Origin of the sequence: Lactococcus sp. LG606, assembly GCF_017309645.1 — a bacterium.
GTDB classification, from domain to species: Bacteria; Bacillota; Bacilli; order Lactobacillales; family Streptococcaceae; genus Lactococcus; species Lactococcus petauri.
On sequence record NZ_CP071301.1, the window covers coordinates 263,374 to 282,822 of the forward strand.

The 19,449-nt window shown below is 37.0% G+C and carries 24 protein-coding genes; 17 read left to right on the plus strand and 7 right to left on the minus strand.

What is annotated here, in order from left to right; all coding sequences use genetic code 11:
* Positions 1-6: 6 nt before the first annotated feature.
* The 6 genes from rsmG to J0J35_RS01380 all read right to left on the minus strand — a co-directional run bounded on the left by rsmG (position 7) and on the right by J0J35_RS01380 (position 4,664).
* Complete coding sequence (gene rsmG, locus J0J35_RS01355; RefSeq protein WP_206917263.1) at positions 7-720, minus strand: 16S rRNA (guanine(527)-N(7))-methyltransferase RsmG; 714 nt, start codon at positions 718-720, stop codon at positions 7-9.
* Positions 720-1,679: a polyprenyl synthetase family protein gene (locus J0J35_RS01360; RefSeq protein WP_019291645.1), complete on the minus strand. Its 960-nt coding sequence runs from the start codon at positions 1,677-1,679 to the stop codon at positions 720-722. Before J0J35_RS01360 ends, rsmG begins: the two co-directional genes overlap by 1 nt.
* Entirely contained in the window at positions 1,670-2,200 is a 531-nt protein-coding gene (locus J0J35_RS01365) for a Gx transporter family protein (RefSeq protein WP_014025081.1), read from the minus strand. The genes J0J35_RS01360 and J0J35_RS01365 overlap by 10 nt, the downstream gene beginning before the upstream one ends.
* Positions 2,197-2,592, minus strand: coding sequence for a NusG domain II-containing protein (locus tag J0J35_RS01370; protein ID WP_019291644.1), 396 nt, complete (start codon positions 2,590-2,592; stop codon positions 2,197-2,199). Before J0J35_RS01370 ends, J0J35_RS01365 begins: the two co-directional genes overlap by 4 nt.
* Positions 2,593-2,694: 102 nt before the next feature.
* Positions 2,695-3,621: a UTP--glucose-1-phosphate uridylyltransferase GalU gene (gene galU, locus J0J35_RS01375; protein ID WP_019291643.1), complete on the minus strand. Its 927-nt coding sequence runs from the start codon at positions 3,619-3,621 to the stop codon at positions 2,695-2,697.
* A 23-nt stretch (positions 3,622-3,644) separates the two neighbouring features.
* Positions 3,645-4,664 carry an NAD(P)H-dependent glycerol-3-phosphate dehydrogenase gene (locus J0J35_RS01380; protein WP_117517492.1) on the minus strand — a complete coding sequence of 340 codons (1,020 nt, stop codon included), beginning with the start codon at positions 4,662-4,664 and terminating at the stop codon, positions 3,645-3,647.
* 219 nt (positions 4,665-4,883) lie between these two features.
* Between J0J35_RS01380 and J0J35_RS01385 the strand changes: the two genes are divergently transcribed.
* The 4 genes from J0J35_RS01385 to J0J35_RS01400 are packed head-to-tail and all read left to right on the plus strand — an operon-like array spanning position 4,884 to position 6,751.
* The gene (locus J0J35_RS01385) at positions 4,884-5,366 is read left to right on the plus strand and encodes a nucleoside deaminase (protein ID WP_206917264.1); all 483 of its coding nucleotides are present in this window, start codon (positions 4,884-4,886) and stop codon (positions 5,364-5,366) included.
* 19 nt (positions 5,367-5,385) lie between these two features.
* Positions 5,386-5,883, plus strand: coding sequence for a GNAT family N-acetyltransferase (locus J0J35_RS01390; protein WP_086582126.1), 498 nt, complete (start codon positions 5,386-5,388; stop codon positions 5,881-5,883).
* 13 nt (positions 5,884-5,896) lie between these two features.
* Positions 5,897-6,385 carry a GNAT family N-acetyltransferase gene (locus J0J35_RS01395; RefSeq protein WP_019291639.1) on the plus strand — a complete coding sequence of 163 codons (489 nt, stop codon included), beginning with the start codon at positions 5,897-5,899 and terminating at the stop codon, positions 6,383-6,385.
* Between the two features lie 30 nt (positions 6,386-6,415).
* A complete protein-coding gene (locus J0J35_RS01400) occupies positions 6,416-6,751 on the plus strand; it encodes a potassium channel family protein (protein WP_019291638.1) in 336 nt (111 codons plus the stop codon).
* 61 nt (positions 6,752-6,812) lie between these two features.
* Here J0J35_RS01400 and J0J35_RS01405 read toward each other — a convergent pair whose 3' ends face one another.
* Positions 6,813-8,006: a cyclopropane-fatty-acyl-phospholipid synthase family protein gene (locus tag J0J35_RS01405; RefSeq protein WP_019293718.1), complete on the minus strand. Its 1,194-nt coding sequence runs from the start codon at positions 8,004-8,006 to the stop codon at positions 6,813-6,815.
* Positions 8,007-8,273: 267 nt separating this feature from the next.
* On the opposite strand from J0J35_RS01405, the gene J0J35_RS01410 reads away from it, so the two are divergent.
* The 13 genes from J0J35_RS01410 (at position 8,274) to J0J35_RS01470 (ending at position 19,416) form a co-directional block, all read left to right on the plus strand.
* Positions 8,274-8,558 (plus strand): DUF1294 domain-containing protein, encoded by a 285-nt coding sequence (locus J0J35_RS01410; protein WP_029343287.1) that lies wholly within the window; start codon positions 8,274-8,276, stop codon positions 8,556-8,558.
* Between the two features lie 32 nt (positions 8,559-8,590).
* Positions 8,591-8,890, plus strand: coding sequence for a bacteriocin immunity protein (locus J0J35_RS01415; protein ID WP_206917265.1), 300 nt, complete (start codon positions 8,591-8,593; stop codon positions 8,888-8,890).
* A gap of 47 nt (positions 8,891-8,937) precedes the next feature.
* Positions 8,938-9,306, plus strand: a complete 369-nt coding sequence (locus J0J35_RS01420; RefSeq protein ID WP_019291634.1) for a TIGR02328 family protein — start codon at positions 8,938-8,940, stop codon at positions 9,304-9,306.
* Positions 9,307-9,465: 159 nt separating this feature from the next.
* Positions 9,466-9,750: a hypothetical protein gene (locus J0J35_RS01425; RefSeq protein WP_019291633.1), complete on the plus strand. Its 285-nt coding sequence runs from the start codon at positions 9,466-9,468 to the stop codon at positions 9,748-9,750.
* Between the two features lie 47 nt (positions 9,751-9,797).
* Positions 9,798-10,166: a hypothetical protein gene (locus J0J35_RS01430; protein ID WP_207781712.1), complete on the plus strand. Its 369-nt coding sequence runs from the start codon at positions 9,798-9,800 to the stop codon at positions 10,164-10,166.
* 188 nt (positions 10,167-10,354) lie between these two features.
* A complete protein-coding gene (locus tag J0J35_RS01435) occupies positions 10,355-10,612 on the plus strand; it encodes a hypothetical protein (protein WP_242534026.1) in 258 nt (85 codons plus the stop codon).
* Between the two features lie 60 nt (positions 10,613-10,672).
* Positions 10,673-11,356, plus strand: a complete 684-nt coding sequence (locus J0J35_RS01440; RefSeq protein ID WP_019291630.1) for a TIM44-like domain-containing protein — start codon at positions 10,673-10,675, stop codon at positions 11,354-11,356.
* Between the two features lie 958 nt (positions 11,357-12,314).
* Positions 12,315-12,893 (plus strand): 5-bromo-4-chloroindolyl phosphate hydrolysis family protein, encoded by a 579-nt coding sequence (locus J0J35_RS01445; RefSeq protein ID WP_019291629.1) that lies wholly within the window; start codon positions 12,315-12,317, stop codon positions 12,891-12,893.
* 9 nt (positions 12,894-12,902) lie between these two features.
* Positions 12,903-14,075: a toxic anion resistance protein gene (locus J0J35_RS01450; RefSeq protein ID WP_206917272.1), complete on the plus strand. Its 1,173-nt coding sequence runs from the start codon at positions 12,903-12,905 to the stop codon at positions 14,073-14,075.
* Positions 14,076-14,170: 95 nt separating this feature from the next.
* Positions 14,171-15,322, plus strand: a complete 1,152-nt coding sequence (gene nagA, locus J0J35_RS01455) for an N-acetylglucosamine-6-phosphate deacetylase (RefSeq protein ID WP_019291627.1) — start codon at positions 14,171-14,173, stop codon at positions 15,320-15,322.
* Positions 15,323-15,566: 244 nt separating this feature from the next.
* Positions 15,567-16,595, plus strand: a complete 1,029-nt coding sequence (pfkA, locus tag J0J35_RS01460) for a 6-phosphofructokinase (RefSeq protein WP_004258348.1) — start codon at positions 15,567-15,569, stop codon at positions 16,593-16,595.
* 109 nt (positions 16,596-16,704) lie between these two features.
* Positions 16,705-18,213 carry a pyruvate kinase gene (pyk, locus tag J0J35_RS01465; protein WP_014025066.1) on the plus strand — a complete coding sequence of 503 codons (1,509 nt, stop codon included), beginning with the start codon at positions 16,705-16,707 and terminating at the stop codon, positions 18,211-18,213.
* Between the two features lie 225 nt (positions 18,214-18,438).
* Positions 18,439-19,416 (plus strand): L-lactate dehydrogenase, encoded by a 978-nt coding sequence (locus J0J35_RS01470; RefSeq protein WP_004258341.1) that lies wholly within the window; start codon positions 18,439-18,441, stop codon positions 19,414-19,416.
* Positions 19,417-19,449: the final 33 nt, after the last annotated feature.

The window sequence follows — 19,449 nt, forward strand, 5'->3', positions numbered from 1 at the left end:
AGCTTTTTAAAGTGGCTTTTTATTGGGCGTTCCCGCTTTTCGTGGGTACTTTTTCGGCGTTTCTTTTTTCTTTTCGATAATAGCAATGTGTCGCTCATCACCATTTGGAAGTTGATAATCAATCTGTTCGATAAATTTACTTTCTAAGACGGCAATTGCATGTTTAGCATCCGAAAGTTCTTCATCAAATTTAGCCGCTTTGAGTGACAAGAGCTGGCCATTTTTCTTAAGAAAAGGAATAGTGAGTTCAGAGAGTACACTGAGACGCGCAACTGCGCGTGCTGTAACAATATCAAATTGAGCGCGGTAGAGAGGATTTTGTCCAAAATCCTCAGCGCGACCGTGCAATAAAGTCACTTTCTCTAAGTGCAACTCTTTTGATAAAAGAGACAAGAAGTTGATGCGCTTGTTAAGCGAATCAATAATAGTTACTTGTAGCTCTGGGAAAATAATCTTCATTGGTAAACTAGGAAAGCCTGCCCCGGCACCAATATCAAGGATTTTTAAGGGTTTATTTTGAATGAGCTTATAGAGAATCGGTGCAATTGAATCATAGAAATGCTTGAGAAAGACTTCTTTTTTCTCTGTAATTGCCGTAAGGTTAATTTTTTCATTCCACTCAACGAGAAGCTCAAAATAGCGTTCAAATTGTTCTTTTTGTTGATCATTTAAGAAAAGGTCAAAAGTTTCAAGTTGCGCATAAAATTCTTCAGGGTTCATTATAAATTCCGTTCCAAAAGTTTTCTTGTAACACTGCTAATGTTATCACGTGTTTGGCCCTCAGGGAGCTTATTAATTAGATTGAGAGCTTGATTAGTATAATATTGGGCCAATTCTTTAGTTTTAGTCAGCGCTCCAGAGCTTTGAATGAAGCTGTAAACTTCTTCAAATTGTTCTTTTTGAATCAAAGATTTCACATGACGATGATCGATCTCTAAAGCAAAAAGAACGGGTGCAGAAAAGATACCTTGCTTGATGTCTTCATGTACAGGTTTTCCCAGAGTTTGACTGTCGCTAGCATAATCAAGATAGTCATCCATAATTTGGAAGGCAATTCCAATGTCCATCCCAATATTATAGGAGAGTTCAGATAAGTGAACATCTTGCATAATTAAAGGAGCGATTGAGGATGACATAGCAAAAAGTTCGCCAGTTTTTCCAGAAATATTTTGAATATAATCATCGAGCGTTTGCTCAAAATCAAAATGTTTGTTGAGTTGTCCAAGTTCTCCGCCTAAAAGGCGTTCAATAGATCCGATGTTTTTTGTTAAATTTGGCAAATCAAAAGAATATTTTGACAAAAGTTTAAAAACAGCTACAAAAAGATAGTCGCCAGCATAAACAGCAATTGACGGATCGTATTTTTTCGAGAGAGTCTCGACACCGCGACGTGTATCTGCTTGGTCAACAATATCGTCGTGAATAAGCGTTGCAGTGTGCAGCATTTCGACGCTTGCAGCAAGTGCGATTTTACTTTTATTATCCATAGCAGTAAAATCAGCAAACATTAATAAATAAGCCGGACGTAGCATTTTTCCACCTGCATCAAACAGGTCAAAAATGGCTGACTTGATTTCTTTATTTTTGATGCCAACCTGTTGCTTCATCAGCTTTTGAACTTTGACTAAGGAAGATTCTAATTTTGGATATTCTGACCAAATTGTATTTTTTACGTCCATTTTTTACTTTCTTTAATAAATAATAACTGTATTGGTGCTACACGCTGAATGATTTGGTTGCCACCAACACCGATGGCAAAACCAGCGAGCATACCGAAAAAAGAGAGCCATGGTAAATAAAGCATTACGGAGCTTGTACCTGTAATAAGCGAAGCAACAAGCAGTTGTCCGAGATTATGAAAGAAGCCTCCGACAACAGAAATACCAATGAGAGAGACCCATTTGGGTCCTAGTTGCTTCATGAGGTACATGGCTAAGAGGCTTAAAATAGCTCCTGCCGCAGAGTAGATAACCACAGAAACACCTGTGAATAAGGCAGTAATTAGCAAGCGCAAGACTTGCATTGTCCAAACTTTTCGCCAATCTAAGGTGAAAATGGCAATAATCATTACCAGATTAGCTAGGCCAATTTTGGCTCCCGGAGCAAAAGCGAAGAAGGAGGGAATCCAGCTCTCAAAAATGCCCATAACAACAGCTACTGCAGTGAGAAGTGCTATATAAATATTTTCTTTTACATTCATCCGCTATAATCCACTCCAGATTCTGATTGATCTCCAATGATTTGAATGACTAAATCATGAGGTAAACAAACGATAGTATCGTTAACTTTTGAAATAAAGCCACGTTGCACATCAATTTGATCGCGACAAGAAGCCTTAACAACAGCAATCGCTCCATCCTTTACCTCTATTTCATTGTAATCCCCATCCTCAGAGCGATAAGTCCAGCGCTGATTTTTGCTTAAATCAAATGTTTTAATCACTTTCCCTTGCACACGTAATTGGGCCTTTGTCCCAGCGCTATTGTGAGGCAGGAGAAAAAAAACAGAAAAAGAAGCACAAAATAAGGCAAGAATAATGATAATATCCAGAGCTTTAATCTTGATTTCTTTGAAAAATTTCATCCCCTCCATGATAGCATAATTTAGGCAAAATAAGAAGTTCGGAATGATTTGTTCTTACAAGGAAAAAGGGGATAAGAAGAGCTGCCCAAGCAAACGCTGGACAGCCTTGAATTATTTTTCAGTTTTGCTTTCAGATTTTAAAAGTTCTTCTGCTTTAGCGATGATGTAATCATGCAATTCATCTTTGATTTGTGGATGATTGAGACCATATTCGATAGTTGTTTCAACGAAACCAAATTTATCGCCGACATCATAGCGTTTGCCAGTGAACTCGTGTGCAAAAACGCGTTGTGTTTTATTTAAAGTTTCAATCGCATCCGTCAATTGGATTTCGTTACCTGCACCAGGTTTTTGTTTTTCTAAAACTTGGAAAATTTCTGGAGTTAAGAGGTAGCGACCGATGATAGCCAAATCAGAAGGAGCATCCTCAACAGCAGGTTTTTCGACGAATTCTGCAACATTGTAAAGACCCTTAGAAACTTCACCTTCTGGAGCAATAACACCATATTTGTCCACATCGTCATGTGGAACTTTCATTACAGCGATTGTTGAAGCGTGTGTCTTCTCATAGTCAGAAATTAATTCTTTTGTGAGTGGTGTACCATCTCCCATGATGTTCATAAGATCGTCACCAAGCATAACAACAAATGGTTCATCGCCAACAAAGGCTTTTGCTTGAAGAACCGCATGTCCAAGCCCCATTGGGTGGCTTTGACGAATAAAGTGAAGATTGATATCTGTTGTTTCTTCAACTAATTTTAAAAGCTCTGTTTTACCTTTTTCTTTAAGGTTTTGTTCCAACTCAATATTTGAGTCAAAGTGGTCTTCGATAGGACGTTTAGCTTTACCTGTAACGATTAAGATATCTTCAATTCCTGATTTTAAGGCTTCTTCAACGATAAATTGAATTGTTGGTTTATCAACGATAGGTAACATTTCTTTAGCAAGGGCTTTAGTAGCAGGCAAGAAACGTGTACCCAGACCGGCTGCGGGAATAATTGCTTTTCTTACTTTTTGTTTTGGGTTTGTTTTAATCATTTTAAAAATTAGCTCCTTTTGATTTAGATACTGAATTCGTTTTCGGTACGTGTTTCACGGCGCATAATGTCTAAGATGCCTTCACGGGCATCCATATTTTCATAAAGCACCTTGTAGATTGTCTCAGTGATGGGCATATCGATATGCATACTTTGTGCGAGTTCGTAAGCGGCTTTGGTTGTTGAAACACCTTCGATAACCATTCCCATATTTGCTTCGATATCCGCAAGCTTCTCACCTCGACCGAGAGCATCACCTGCTCGCCAATTGCGTGAGTGAATCGATGTACCCGTAACAATCAAGTCACCTACACCAGACAAGCCGCTATAAGTAAGCGGTTGAGCGCCCATAGCAACACCTAAACGGGTAATTTCTGCTAAGCCACGCGTGATGATTGCTGCTTTAGCATTATCACCAAAACCAAGACCATGTAAAGCCCCAGCACCGACTGCAATAATATTTTTCAAAGCACCCGCTGTTTCTACACCAATAACATCCGTATTGGTATAGAGTCGGAAATAATCGTTAGAAAAAATTTCTTGGGCATATTTAGCCGTCTCTAAATCATTTGAAGCAGCAGAGATTAAGGTAATATCACGTCGAATTGTTTCTTCGGCATGCGAAGGACCAGAAACCACAACAATTTCGCTTCGGTATTCTTCTGGAATCTCTTCTTCGAGTATTGAAGAAATACGTTCATGGGTCCCTTGTTCGAGCCCCTTAGATGCATGCATGATTGTCACTTTATGTTTAAGAACTTTTGCGACTTGTTGAGCAACCAAACGTGTGACTTTTGTTGGAACAACGAAAAGAATAGCATCAACATCAGACAAGGCAAATTCGAGATCGGTATAAGCAGAAATTTTCTGATTTAAAGTGATCCCTTTGAAGTAACGTTCGTTGGTATGCTTTTCATTAATTTCAGCAATTTGGTCAACATTGTTTCCCCAAATACGAACTTCATGTCCATTGTCATTAAGAACTTGAGAAAGAGCAGTTCCCCATGATCCAGGGCCGAGCACGGCAATTTTTTGTGGATTCATATTTTTTCCTTTACTAATTTATCCTAGCTTATAAAAGCCCAATACATCCTCATTTTACCATAATCTATATTAAAATTCACTGAAAACCCAAGTGAGAAAATAAAACAAAAAAGAAATTTTGCTTAAAAGATGTCAATAATACAGTAAACGCTTTTATTTATAGCGGGTTCATTGTATAATAAAGTCTAACTATTTTATTATGGAAGAAGGAAGGTGAATATGCAAAGACAAAAACATATTGCGCTTTTGGAACGCTGTGTGGAAATTTCCCAAAATGCTCGCAATCATGGGAATACTCCTTTTGGTGCACTTTTGACAGATAGCAAGGGAAATATTCTCCTAGAACAAGAAAATATTGAAATTACAGAACAGATTTGTACGGGACATGCAGAAACCAGTTTGGCTGCAAAAGCTTCCAAGCTTTATTCCAAAGAATTTTTGTGGCAATGTAAACTTTATACTACAGCGGAACCTTGTGCAATGTGTACCGGAGCTATTTATTGGGGGAATATTGGAACTATCGTTTATGCTCTAACTGAAAAACGTTTGTTAGAACTAACAGGAGACAATGAACAAAATCCCATTTTTGATTTGCCTGCGCAACAGATTATTGATCGCGGACAAAAGCTCATACAGATTATCGGACCCTTTCCAGAAGTAGAGGAAAAAGCTAGAAAAGTTCATGAAGGATATTGGAAATAAAAAGCAAGGAGATTCTAAAATGAAAATCAGAGCACTAGAAAGAACAGACTTAAAAAATATTCATATCATCAACAATGAAGCTAAAACTATGCATTTATGGTTTCAAGAACCTTACGAATCCTTAGATGAATTAACGGCTCTATATGATAAGCACATTCATAGTATGGATGAACGTCGTTTTGTTGTAGATGTGGATGGTGCATTTGCGGGCATAGTAGAATTGATGGAAATCAACTTCATCCATCGTAGTTGCGAAATACAGCTTATCATTACAGAAGAGTATTCTGGTCGAGGCTTGGCACAAGAAGCATTTCACCAAGCCTTAGAATATGCTTTTAAAGTATTAAACATGCATAAAGTTTATCTTTGGGTTGATGTTGATAATGCTCCTGCTGTTCATATCTATGAAAAAGTTGGGTTCAAAATTGAAGGAACAATGAAAGAACATTTCTTTGCAGCTGGAAGTTACCACGACAGTCATTTTATGGGGCTTTTGAAAAAAGATTATTTAAAATAAAAAGGAGAAGAAGATGACAAGCATTCGTCCGGCACATTATTCTGATTTAGAAGAAATAGCACATATTAACGTAGACAATTGGCAAACGACATATGAAAGCATCTTGCCTCCTACTTATTTAGAAAGTTTAGAATATGATACATTTCAGAAAAATTGGGAGCATTTTCTTGCAAAACCCTCACAATATATTCTCGTCAAAGAGTTAGAAAATAACGTTGCAGGTTTCATTGCTTACTCAGAAAGTAGCGACCAGAGAGGTAACTTGTACATTGATTCCCTTCACATCTCCCAGAAGTTTCAAAGAAAAGGGGTGGGGACTCAGTTATTGTCACATGTGTTGCAGCAAGCAAAAGAAGCCCAAATGACGGTCACCATTGCAATTCTTAAAAATAATGAAAATGCAAGGAGTCTTTATACAAAGTTAGGTGCAGTACATTTTAAAGATTTTTCGGATAAGTTTGGGGATGTTACTACAGAGTCAGAACTTCTTATTTGGAAATAAGCTTATAATAAATTTAGAAAGAAGGTTTCTGTGCTATCCTTACTAATTGCGACCAAAAAATTATTCACTTCCTTTAGTTTTATCTTAAAAAAGGACGATACAAAAGCTTTGTTTTTCTTGATGGCAACAACCTTGATGAGTGGAACTATCTTTTATTCAACAGTAGAAAAATTTAGCATTCTTGATGCCTTATATTTAAGTTTTATGACCTTAACAACGATAGGATACGGAGACTTGCATCCGATAACTACAACAGGTAAAATATTTACAATGATCTATGCTACGGTTGGTTTAGGTATCATGGCTATGTTCATCTCTGTTATTGCCAAGGCCTTTATATATTCCAAACAAAAGCACAAAGAATAAATGTGCAAAAAAAGCAGTTGTATTTGACAACTGCTTTTTTTCTTTTAATATTCATAAACGTTTAATGATGTTGGAGCATATACTGACGAGTCATTGGAAGACCAACACCTGAAGGCCCTTTTGTTAAAAGATATTGAACCACATCAATGTTCCCTGATTCAAAACTAGCGGCACAAGCTTGAAGATAAAGCGTCCACATGCGAGCAAAGGGACGGCCCATTTCCTTTTCAACATCTACAAAAACTTTACTGTAGTTTTCGTTCCAGATTTCTAGTGTTTTTTGATAGTGACGACGTAAAGGTTCCAAATCATCAAGTTGTAATTTTGCAGTCATAATGTGTTCGACATTTTCAGCGATGTTTGGAATATAACCTCCTGGGAAGATATATTTTTCGATGAAAGGATCAACACCTGCTCCACGATGTTGACCAGTAATTCCATGGATGAGGGCACGAGAATTTGGTTTGAGATAATCATAAACCTTTTGGAAATACATTTCTAAATTTTCTTTACCCACATGCTCAAACATGCCCACAGAAGTTACATAATCAAAGGTTCCTTCATTTAGATCACGATAATCTGTAAGGAAGACTTTGACTTTATCCTCAAGTCCAAGTTTTTTTGCCTTATTTACGATATAGTTGTATTGTTCTTCAGAAAGAGTAACACCTACAGTTTCTAAGCCGTATTCTTGTGCAGCAGTAAAGAGCAATGTTCCCCAGCCACAACCAATATCTAATAAACGTCCGCCAGGTGTACTGTTGAGCTTGTCAAGGATATGATGTACTTTAGCGATTTGTGCTTGTTCCAGTGTCATATTCTCATTTTCAAAATAAGCACAAGAATAAGTCATCGTTGGATCCAACCATTTTCTGTAAAAGTCGTTCCCAATGTCATAGTGCTGATGAATATCCTTTTTCGATTGCTTTTGGGAGTGATTGCCCAAGAGCTCAACAATGGATTTTCCAAAGCCTGATTGATTTGTTAAAAAGCTATCTGCTTTACGATAAGCGGAAGCGACAAGTTCTTGAATACTTCCTTCAATTTCGATTTCATCGTGCATGTAAGCTTCAGCAAGAACCAGAGTAGGCATGGATGCTAAATCGCTAAAAGCGAATTTTTTATTGAAAATGATGTGTACTTGAGCTTCACCATCGCCATATTTCTCTGTTTTGCCATCCCAGTAAGTTACTTTTACTGGAATATCAAAGGCAGAGGCGAGAGCTTTGTTTAATACTGTTTTTTCAAATACCAAGTTATTTCCCCTTTTCTAACTTTGCTATAGATAAAACTATACTCCGAGTTTTTTTGAATGTCAAATAGTTAAATTTTACAGATAAATGAGGTTAAGTGCTTCATTTATTTGATAGTCTGTTATGACTTCAAGCCCAGCAAGTGATATAATGAATAGCATAAAGATGAGTTAAATTGATAAAAAGTTTTAAATCACCCAATGAATGAAGCTATTAACCATTGGTATTTAAAACTTCTTAAAAATAAATTTAAAAACAGAAAGATAGCAATGACAACAACGGGACTTCTTATTTTAACAGCACTTATTATTTGGAACATTATTGTCTTTCTGTTTTATGCTATTGACAAATACAAGGCGCAACATCATTTGTGGCGGATTCCTGAGAAGGTGCTTATTTCCCAGGCAATATTGGGCGGTGGTTTAGGCGCATTTCTAGGTGGAAAAATTTGTCGACATAAAACACAAAAAACATATTTTATCGTTTCATGGTATCTTGGCTTGGCTATTGATTTAATTTTAGTGGTTCTGATTTTTAAAACCTTGCTCAAATAAATCAAAACAGGCTTTTCAAAAGGAGTTCACTTATGAAAAATGTAAATTTATCCGCACGTGAAGAACAGATTTTAAACGATATTTATCGATTAATATTGGACGAATCCTTGACGAGCCAAGAACGGGAAGTACTGACTAAGGCGAAAAACTTGATAGAAAGCGGTGATTATGTCCCGCAGATAGTGCAACGTATTCAAGTGAGCTTTACCTTGCTTGCCTTAAACGGAAAATTATCGCCAAATGCAAGAAAATTTAGTCAACAAATTCCTGAAAGGCTTTATGAAATTTTGCCTTTTGGAAGTGTTCCGCTGGGGATAAATCGACCTTTATGATTGATCTAAAATAGGAGGAATAATAATCTGGAAGAAGGAGATGAGAGATGAGGTTATGGCACGAAGATTTAATAAAGCATCTTCCGCGGATGCAATTGCTTGGACAGCACAGAGAATGCTGTGCTTTGAGAGGGAGAGGCTGGGGCAAGCCACACGCGACTGTAAATTATGTTTTTGATTATTCACCCTATAAATTATTTCAATATCATCAACAAGTTATGGAGGAAATGAAGCGAAGAGGATACAAACCGGCTAAGGAATGGGAAAGTCCCTTGTACCGTGGAAATCATTGTTCAAGTTATGAGTCACTGGAGACTATGTCTTTGACTGTTCCTATTTATCCAGAGCATAATGTAGATTATTTGATAGAATGCCTGGATAACTTAAAGGCTAAAAATGTGCTGATTGAACTCTAAATTATAAGGAGTTATATTATTAAAATTAAAAAAACAAGTGCAAAAATTTCAGTATCTATTCGCTCTCTTTTGATAATCCTAGTTGCTGCCCTATTGATTTATTTCAGCCCACTTTTATTAGTGTTGGGTTCTTTTGCATTGACGGATATAAGCGCCAAAATGTATAGCCAACAAAATATTACGGACATTATTAACGATCCACAGATGCGAGGCGCTAAGATTCAGCAGGATAAGGACAGTTCGAGTTTATCATGGGATGCTTTAAGCACTCCTATGATAAATATCAAAAATGCTTCTACCAAAGATCTGGAACGATTAGCAAAATCTGTTTATGGTAAAACAAATTATGACAGATGTGCCGTCAAAAAAATGAATCTTGACACTAAAGTAGAATTTTATAAAGAAGATTCCCTTATTTATACTGTTAATTTTACAGGAAATTAGTGCTCACAGCCAAAAAGAAAAACAAGAAAGTCAAGGAGGAAGAGAAAATGGAAAATAAAAAAATGAGTTTAATAAATGCAGTAATGAGTGCCTTTTTAGGAAGTGTCCTCATTGTGTTGTCTCTTTTTGGCTTTCAACTTTTCTGGAATACTAATCCATACTTTAATGGGGTTCACGGACACGTACCAGAGAACTGGAATCTTCAATTATTATTAGGTATGTTTGGTGTAACAGTAATTATTAGTATTATTTTGATTATTATGGGGGTTGTTGACCGTAAATCTTCAACAGAAAAAGATACTAGGCGTGCAGGTTTTTATTTTATCTTGGGCGGAATATTTGGATTGTTTCCATTTTTAGGCTTTGTTGGAGGAATCTTGACTTGGATTGGCAGTGGAATGAGTGTCAAGGATTAATAATAGTATTAACAATTACTTATGAAATAGAAGTTGTGGAAGGAATGAATTAAAATGAAAAAAGCACAACCTTTTGAAGCTTACTTTAATGATAATGACTTAAGTGAAGAAAAACTTGCGAGAATGCGACTTACACGACAGTTGGTCCATACTATCTATCCTGATGTGCAAGAACGTGTTTCTTATCAATGCCAGGTTTTTACCCTAAACAGGCCAAGAAAGCGACACAACAACTTTTTTTACTAATGGCTAATAAGGGCTGGTTAGGTATTTATGGAACACAAGGTACGAAAGAAAGCGATTTTTCTGATTTTGCTGATTATGGTCTTGAATTTGGAAAAGGGTCACTTAAGATCCCCTACGATATGCCGGAGCTTGAGTATAAAAAATTGCTTCAACTCATAATGAGTTATAATGCTAAGAGAAATGGATTTGATATCTCTTAGCTATAAAGGTTCTATATATGTATCGTATGACTTTACTGATTGAGCTTCTAGAATAAAAAAATGATAAAAAAACAAAAAATATTTATTGCTCTTCTAGTAATGAGTTTCTTCATCATCTTTGCTCCCCATGTTCTGGCATTAGCTGGGGGCTTCCATGGAGGTGGAACTACGGGTGGTGGAGGTTTCCATGGAGGGACTGGAGGCATTCACACTAGTAATAACTCACCATCAAGTGTGGAAGGTGGTATATCAAATAAAGTAAAGCTTATGCTTTCTCTTGTAGGTCTTGGTATTATCATAGCTATTAGTGCAGTTATTAAACCTAAGGGAATATATACTGAGGGAGTTCATATTGATGATATGGAACTTTCTAATGCCATAAAGAAACAGTTCTTATCTATTCAAGATGCTTGGAATACACAGGATATATCAAGAGTATCGCAGTTATATAGCGAAAAACTTTATACCAAGCATACTAAAACTTTGTTAAGCTACTTAGATAAGCGAAAAATAAATCACACAGAAAATATTGAAATCGAAGGACTCAGTCGCCTATACTGGAAAAAATCTAACACTTTCGAGATAGATATATCTTTTAAAGCTGTTGATTACGTAATAGATAAGGATACTCAACAAATACTAAAAGGTCTTCCCAATTATCAACAAAAATTTAAACAAAGATGGACATTTGTTACTGATAAAGAAGGAATGAAGGTTGATAAGATTAAGGAATTTAAGATTTAAAACTATTATTTTCGAGATATTTACTTGAGGTTTACATTTTTATCATGCACCTCTTGATTAAAGTAGTGTTCTAATAAATATGAGTGCTGTACATCACTTTTACACATTGAAATGTTTCTACGAGTGAAAAAGGATAGTTACATTTATTGATGTTATAATTGGAAGTATTAACTCCTTTTCTAGGGAGGTAATTCTACGTAATGGCAAATCCTAAAAATCCTTATAAAATAAAAAACGAACATCTCTAGGTGTTCAGAGTTATTAAAAAGATTGGAAAAAATTCATGAAATTTATTATTTATAGTTGTGAAATAGTAGCAATAATTTTATTGTACTTATTTGCGCCATTAAGTCTTTTGCTTAAAATTATAGGTTTTGTAATAATTATTTGCATTTCACAGTACGCCCTTTCAACCTTAAAAGAGAATGAGACGAACGATACTCTTTCTTAAAATTTACGCTGAATTTTCAGTTTTTTCACTAGAGTGTGATGAACTCTCAAAATAAAAGGAACACTAATTCATGACTAAAAAATATATTAACCTATTGATCACGTTACTTTCACTTATTGCTATTGGAATAAATTTTATATTTTATAACAGCAATCCTTATGTATCCCTCGTAATTGCTGTTGTTTTACTATTCAATCTTTACTTTTCACTACCTAAAAGAACACAGAAACCAAGCCAGACCACAAATAAAGAAGTATAAAAGAGATATATTTGAGAAAAAGGAATGAAAAAACTTTTTTCTCTTTTTTTCTTACGAAAAATTATATCTGCAGTCTTCAAAAATCGAGCTTATAATCTTACGATAAGCACTCTTATCTCAAATTAGAAATCATACGAAAGTCTGAAAAGTTTCCTTCAGAATATGATAAAATTAAAGTATAGCCAGTTGGCTGATGAAATAAGTAAAGAAAGCTTGTTATAACAGGAAAACAAGAATGGAGGCTAAAAATGCATATGACAGGAATGATGATGGGTGGAATGCATGGATTCATACGAACAATTCTAATTCTACTAGTGGCACTTTGGCTGATTAGCTTAATGAGAAACAAATCGAATAAAAAGAATAAAACAGCAAAAAAACCACCGCGTAAAGAAAATATACAACGCTATCAAGAAGCAGGACTTTCTGAGAGTGACATCGAAATTTTTCGTGACACTTTAGCAGATGCTAAAGAAAACATTGAAAAATGGGAAGCAAATACGAAGAAAAATGACGAGCTACAAGTTGTGGAATCTGTCACAGGTGGCCTTGAAGCAAGTAAACTCCTCTTCAAACATATCGTGCAAAACCCAACACAATTGACAAAACAGAATGATTTTCTCTATAAAGATTTACCCAATATGGTAAAATTAACAGAGAAATATCTGGAAATGCAAAAACAATCTGTTAAATCTGATGAAGTTAGTCGTGATATGGATGAAACACTGCTTCTGATTAAGACACTGGCAACAAATATCTCGAAAAATTATCATGAAGTTTTGATGGATGATGTCAATGTTATTAAGCATGAAGTAAAGTTTGATTAAGGAGTGAGGATGGAAAACCCTATTTTAGATGAATTAATTAATGGTGATAAAGTCGTGAAAGAAGCAGAAGCGCTGTCTGAAACTCAAAAGACAGAACTTGTTGATATGCATCAAAGAGCTTCTTTGCGCGCGATAGATGCTCTAAGTCCAGAAGAGCGTGAAAAAGCGAAGGAACTGGCTAAACAACTCGATGAGAATAGCTCACAGTCTGTGATTGCTTATGGGGCAAATGCGCAAGATAAGATTTCAGCTTTTTCACAAAGTGTTTTGGATAAAGTACAGGCGCAAGATTTAGGAGATGTCGGCGGCTCTTTGACTGATTTGATGTACAATCTCCAACAAGCAAATCCTAATGAACTTGTTGCTGAAAACAAAAGTGTTTTCCAAAAAATGTTTGGAAAAGTTAAAAAATCAATCTTTGAAGTCACTCAAAAGTACCAAAAAATTGGTGCTGGAATTGATAAAATTTCGGCAAAACTTAATAATGAGCAACAAGGGCTTCTTCAAGACAATGAGATGCTTGATAAGCTTTATGATGAAAATCTCAACTATTTTAAAGCCCTTAATGTTTACGTTGCAGGAGCAGAATTTAAGATTGAAGAGCTAGAACAAGAAATCCTACCAGCAGCACGTCAAGAAGCTCAAGGTGCTGGTGATGATGGGGCTTTAGCAGTTCAAAAGGTAAGCGATCTTGAAGCTTATAAAAATCGTTTAGATAAACGGGCGCACGACTTGCGTTTGGCGCGTCAATTAACGATTCAGCAAGCTCCACAGATCCGTTTGATTCAAAATACAAACCAAGAGCTTGCAGAAAAAATTCAAACCTCAATCAATACAGCGATTCCTTTGTGGAAAAACCAAGTCGCAATTGCCTTGACTCTATTGAAGCAAAAAGATGCTCTAGCGAGTCAACGTATTGTTTCAGAAACAACCAATGATCTTCTACGTAAGAATTCTGAAATGCTTAAATCTTCAACGATTGAAGCAGCTGAAGAAAATGAACGTGGACTTATTGATGTGGAAACATTAAAAGTTACACAACAAAATCTTATCGATACAATTCAAGAAACTATGCGCATCCAATCTGACGGACGTCAAAAACGTCAGCAAACTGAGCAAGAATTGGTCAAAATGGAAGATGAAATTAAGCAAAAATTGCTCGAACTTTCTAATAAAAAATAAGCAAAAAGTCAAGTATTGATATATACCAATTCTTGACTTTTTTAGTACCGAGTGTTAAAATGTTGGAGAATACAAAGTATCGGAGGAACCCTTTTATGACTTACTATATTAAAGCAGACAAATTTTTCTATCCTTATGAAGTGAAAACAGGTGGTTTCCTGCAAATCACAGACGGCAAATTTGGAAAGTGGACAGCAGATGCTCCAGCTGGAGCTGATATTCTAGATTATTCAGGTCAATCCATTGCTCCTGGTCTGGTAGACACACACATTCACGGTTTTGGTGGAGCAGACACTAATGACCGTAAAATCGAAGGTATCGTCCAAACAATGAGTGAAGGACTTTTAGCAGCAGGTGTTACAAGTTTCTTCCCAACAGCTGTGACTGCAAGTCATGAAGAATTGTTGGAAGTCGCTGATGAAATTGGTTCAAATGTAGATAAAGCAGCTGGCGCTAAAATCCGTGGTCTCTTCTTTGAAGGTCCTTACTTCACGGAAGAATTTAAAGGTGCTCAAAATCCTAAGTACATGCGCGACCCTTCATATAGCGAACTTGCTGAATATGGTGAAGCAGCCAAAGGTTTGCCAATCAAAATTGGGATTGCACCAGAACGTGAAGGTTCAACTTCCTTTGTGAAAGAAGCAGTGGAACATGGCTTTACAATCGCCCTTGGTCACTCAAATGCGACTTATGCAGATGCTGTAGAAGCTGTTCAAGCTGGTGCTTCAATGTGGGTACATGCTTTTAATGGTATGCGCGGTCTTAATCACCGTGAGCCTGGTATGGTTGGAGCGGTCTTCAACTTACCAAACACTTATGCAGAATTGATTTGTGATGGCTTCCACGTACGTCCAGAAGCATGTCAGATTTTGATGCGCGAAAAAGGTACAGACCATGTCGTATTAATTACAGACTCAATGCGAGCTGCTGGATTAAGCGATGGTGAGTATTACCTTGGCGAGTTCCCAGTAATCGTTAAAGATGGTGCCGCACGTTTGAAAGAAGGGGGCAACCTTGCTGGGTCAATTCTTTTGCTCAAAGATGCAGTGAAAAACGTTGTAGATTGGCAAATTGCAACACCAGCTGAAGCTGTAAAAATGGCTTCTTTGAATGCTGCTAAATCTACGAAGATTGATGATGTTTGCGGCCAAATTAAAGAAGGCTTAGATGCAGACTTTATCGTTCTGGATGAACACCTTGAGCTTGTTGCAACTTATCTTGATGGTGAAAAACGTTATCAAGCCTAAAAAAATAGTTCCGTAAAGGAACTATTTTTATAACTTTAAAATACAAAAAGAGTTTTAGACAGTAATAATCTTTTTGTAATCTGAAAACCATTACATTTGAAAAACTATAAATAAAAACGCTGTCATAGCGTTTTTATGAGATTTTTTTTTCGTATCGTGATATAATAAACAATGAAATAAAAATTGAACTTTAAATTTGCAATTGCAAATATAAGTATCAGATATGATGGAGGAAAAAACTTTAATGAAACGCATTGCAGTTTTGACTTCTGGTGGTGATGCACCAGGTATGAACGCAGCTATTCGTGCTGTTGTTCGTAAAGCGATTTCTGAAGGTATCGAAGTTTACGGTATCAACCACGGATATGCAGGGATGGTAGCGGGCGATATTTTCCCACTAACATCTGCAAGTGTTGGTGATAAAGTTGGACGTGGCGGTACATTCTTGTATTCAGCACGTTTCCCAGAGTTTGCTCAACTTGAAGGGCAACTTGCGGGTATCGAGCAACTTAAAAAACATGGCATCGAAGGTGTTGTTGTTATTGGTGGTGATGGTTCTTATCATGGTGCAATGCGCTTGACTGAACATGGTTTCCCAGCAGTAGGACTTCCAGGTACTATTGATAATGACATCGTTGGTACAGATTTTACAATCGGTTTTGATACAGCTGTATCCACAGTTGTGGATGCCATTGATAAGATTCGTGATACATCATCATCTCACCACCGTACTTTCGTTGTAGAAGTTATGGGACGTAATGCTGGAGATATCGCGCTTTGGTCTGGTATCGCTGCAGGTGCTGATGATATTGCAATTCCTGAAAAAGAATTCAAATTTGAAAGTATCGTACGTAATATCAAATCAGGATATGCCAAAGGTAAAAACCACCACATCATCGTAGTTGCTGAAGGCGTTATGTCGGGTGAAGAATTTGCTATGAAGCTGAAAGCTGCTGGTGATGATTCTGACCTTCGCGTATCTGTTCTCGGTCACATCCAACGTGGTGGATCACCTACAGCGCGCGATCGCGTTCTTGCATCACGCATGGGTGCTCGTGCAGTAGAATTGCTTCGTGATGGTATTGGCGGTGTAGCTGTCGGTGTTCGTAACGAACAACTTGTCGAAAGCCCAATCCTTGGTACTGCAGAAGAAAATGCCCTTTTCAGTCTGACAGATGAAGGTAAAATCGTTGTCAACAATCCACACAAAGCTGGATTGGAACTCTATCGTTTAAACGCTGATTTAAACAACCTTGACATCAAATTTAATTAAGTTATTGTTAGTAATCTTATTTGGTTGATGTCAGAGTGAAGTTAAAACACTGAATGCTCACATTGACTAAATAATGAGTACATTTATAAAAATAGGAGAATTACTCAAAATGAACAAACGTGTAAAAATCGTCTCAACACTTGGCCCTGCAGTAGAAACTCGTGGTGGTAAAAAATTCGGAGAAAAAGGATACTGGGGAGAAGAGCTTGATGTTGAAACATCAGCACAAACCATTGCTGATTTGATCAAAGAAGGTGCTGACGTTTTCCGTTTTAACTTCTCTCACGGTGACCACGCTGAACAAGCTGCTCGTATGGCAACAGTACTTCGTGCTGAAGAAATTGCTGGCCGTAAAGTTGGTTTCTTGCTTGACACTAAAGGTCCAGAAATGCGTACAGAAGTGTACGAAGATGGTGCAGACGAATACAAATATGTTACTGGTGACCAATTCCGCGTTTCTACAAAACAAGGTTTGAAATCAACTCGTGATAACATTGCCTTGAACGTTGCTGGTGGTCTTGACATCTTTGATGATGTTGAAGTTGGTCAAACTATCCTTATCGATGATGGTAAATTGGGGCTTACAGTAGCTGCTAAAGACGTTGAAGCACGCGAATTCGATGTTGTAGCACAAAATGACGGTGCTATTGGTAAACAAAAAGGTGTTAATATCCCTAACACTACAATTCCTTTCCCAGCTCTTGCAGAACGTGACAACGACGATATCCGTTTCGGTCTTTCACAACCAAATGGTTTGAACTTCATCGCAATCTCATTCGTACGTACTGCGAAAGACGTTAACGAAGTTCGTGCTATCCTTGAAGAAACTGGTAACACACACGTTCAACTTTTGGCTAAAATCGAAAACCAACAAGGTATTGATAACCTTGATGAAATCATCGATACAGCTGACGGTATCATGATTGCTCGTGGTGACATGGGTATTGAAGTACCATTTGAAATGGTTCCAGTCTTCCAAAAAGAAATCATCCGTAAAGTTAACCAAGCAGGTAAAATCGTTGTTACAGCAACAAACATGCTTGAGTCTATGACTGAAAAACCACGTGCAACACGTTCTGAAATCTCTGACGTCTTTAATGCTGTTATCGATGGTACTGATGCAACTATGCTTTCAGGTGAGTCAGCTAACGGTAAATACCCACGTGAATCAGTTCGTACAATGGCTACAGTTAACAAAAACGCTCAAACATTGTTGAAAGAATACGGACGTCTTCACCCAGAAAACTTCGATAAAGATTCAGTAACAGAAGTTGTAGCATCAGCAGTTAAAAACGCTGCAGAATCAATGGAAGTTAAACTTATCGTTGCTTTGACTGAGTCAGGGGCAACTGCTCGTTTGATTTCAAAATACCGTCCAGAAGCTGATATCTTGGCAATCACTTTTGATGAAAAAGTTGAACGCGGATTGATGATCAACTGGGGTGTTATCCCAATGCTTATGGACAAACCAGCTTCAACAGACGATATGTTCGAAGTAGCTGAAAAAGCAGCCTTGGCTTCAGGTCTTGTTGAATCAGGTGATAACATCGTTATCGTTGCTGGTGTTCCAGTTGGTTCAGGACGTACAAACACAATGCGTATCCGTACTATCAAATAATAAAAATTTTTCAAGAGCAGTTTTTGCTCAAAAAAAAGCATCCAATGTGGTGCTTTTTTTGATTGATTTTCTTTATGGAAAGCTCACGAAATATAAACGTATCACGCTTTAAATGTAAGCGTTATAATGTGATATAAATCACTTTCCAATGTGACAAGAATGTGAAAAAATGCTATAATAATATAGTAAACATTATTATTGCATTCAGGAAAGGAATGAACAATTATGACTAAACAACATAAAAAAGTTATCCTCGTTGGTGATGGTGCCGTAGGTTCAAGCTATGCTTTCTCACTTGTAAACCAAGGAATCGCCCAAGAATTGGGTATCGTAGATATTTTCAAAGAAAAAACACAAGGTGATGCAGAAGACCTTTCACACGCTCTTGCGTTCACATCTCCTAAGAAAATCTATTCAGCAGACTACTCTGATGCACATGATGCTGATTTGGTTGTGTTGACTTCAGGTGCGCCACAAAAACCAGGTGAAACTCGTTTGGATCTTGTTGAGAAAAACTTACGTATCACTAAACAAGTTGTTACTGAAATTGTAGCATCAGGTTTCGATGGTATCTTCCTTGTTGCTGCTAATCCTGTTGATATTTTGACATATGCAACTTGGAAATTCTCTGGTTTCCCTAAAGAACGTGTTATCGGTTCTGGTACTTCACTTGACTCAGCACGTTTCCGTCAAGCATTGGCAGAAAAACTTGATATTGACGCGCGTTCAGTTCACGCTTATATCATGGGTGAACACGGTGACTCTGAGTTTGCTGTATGGTCACACGCTAACGTTGCAGGTGTTAACCTTGAGGAATTCCTCAAAGATACTCAAGGCGTTAAAGAAGAAGAATTGGTTGAGCTTTTCGAATCAGTTCGTGACGCTGCTTACTCTATCATTGAGAAAAAAGGTGCGACATTCTATGGTATCGCTGTAGCTCTTGCTCGTATCACAAAAGCTATCCTTGACAACGAAAATGCTGTATTGCCACTTTCAACTTTCCAAGAAGGTCAATACGAAGGCGTTGAAGGACTTTACATTGGTCAACCAGCTATCGTTGGTGATAAAGGTATCGTTCGTCCAGTCAACATTCCATTGAACGACGCTGAATTGCAAAAAATGCAAGCTTCAGCTAAACAACTTAAAACTATTCTTGACGAAGCTTTCTCAAAAGAAGAGTTTGCTTCAGCATCTAAAAACTAAGTATAAAAAAATACCTAAATTTAGGTATTTTTT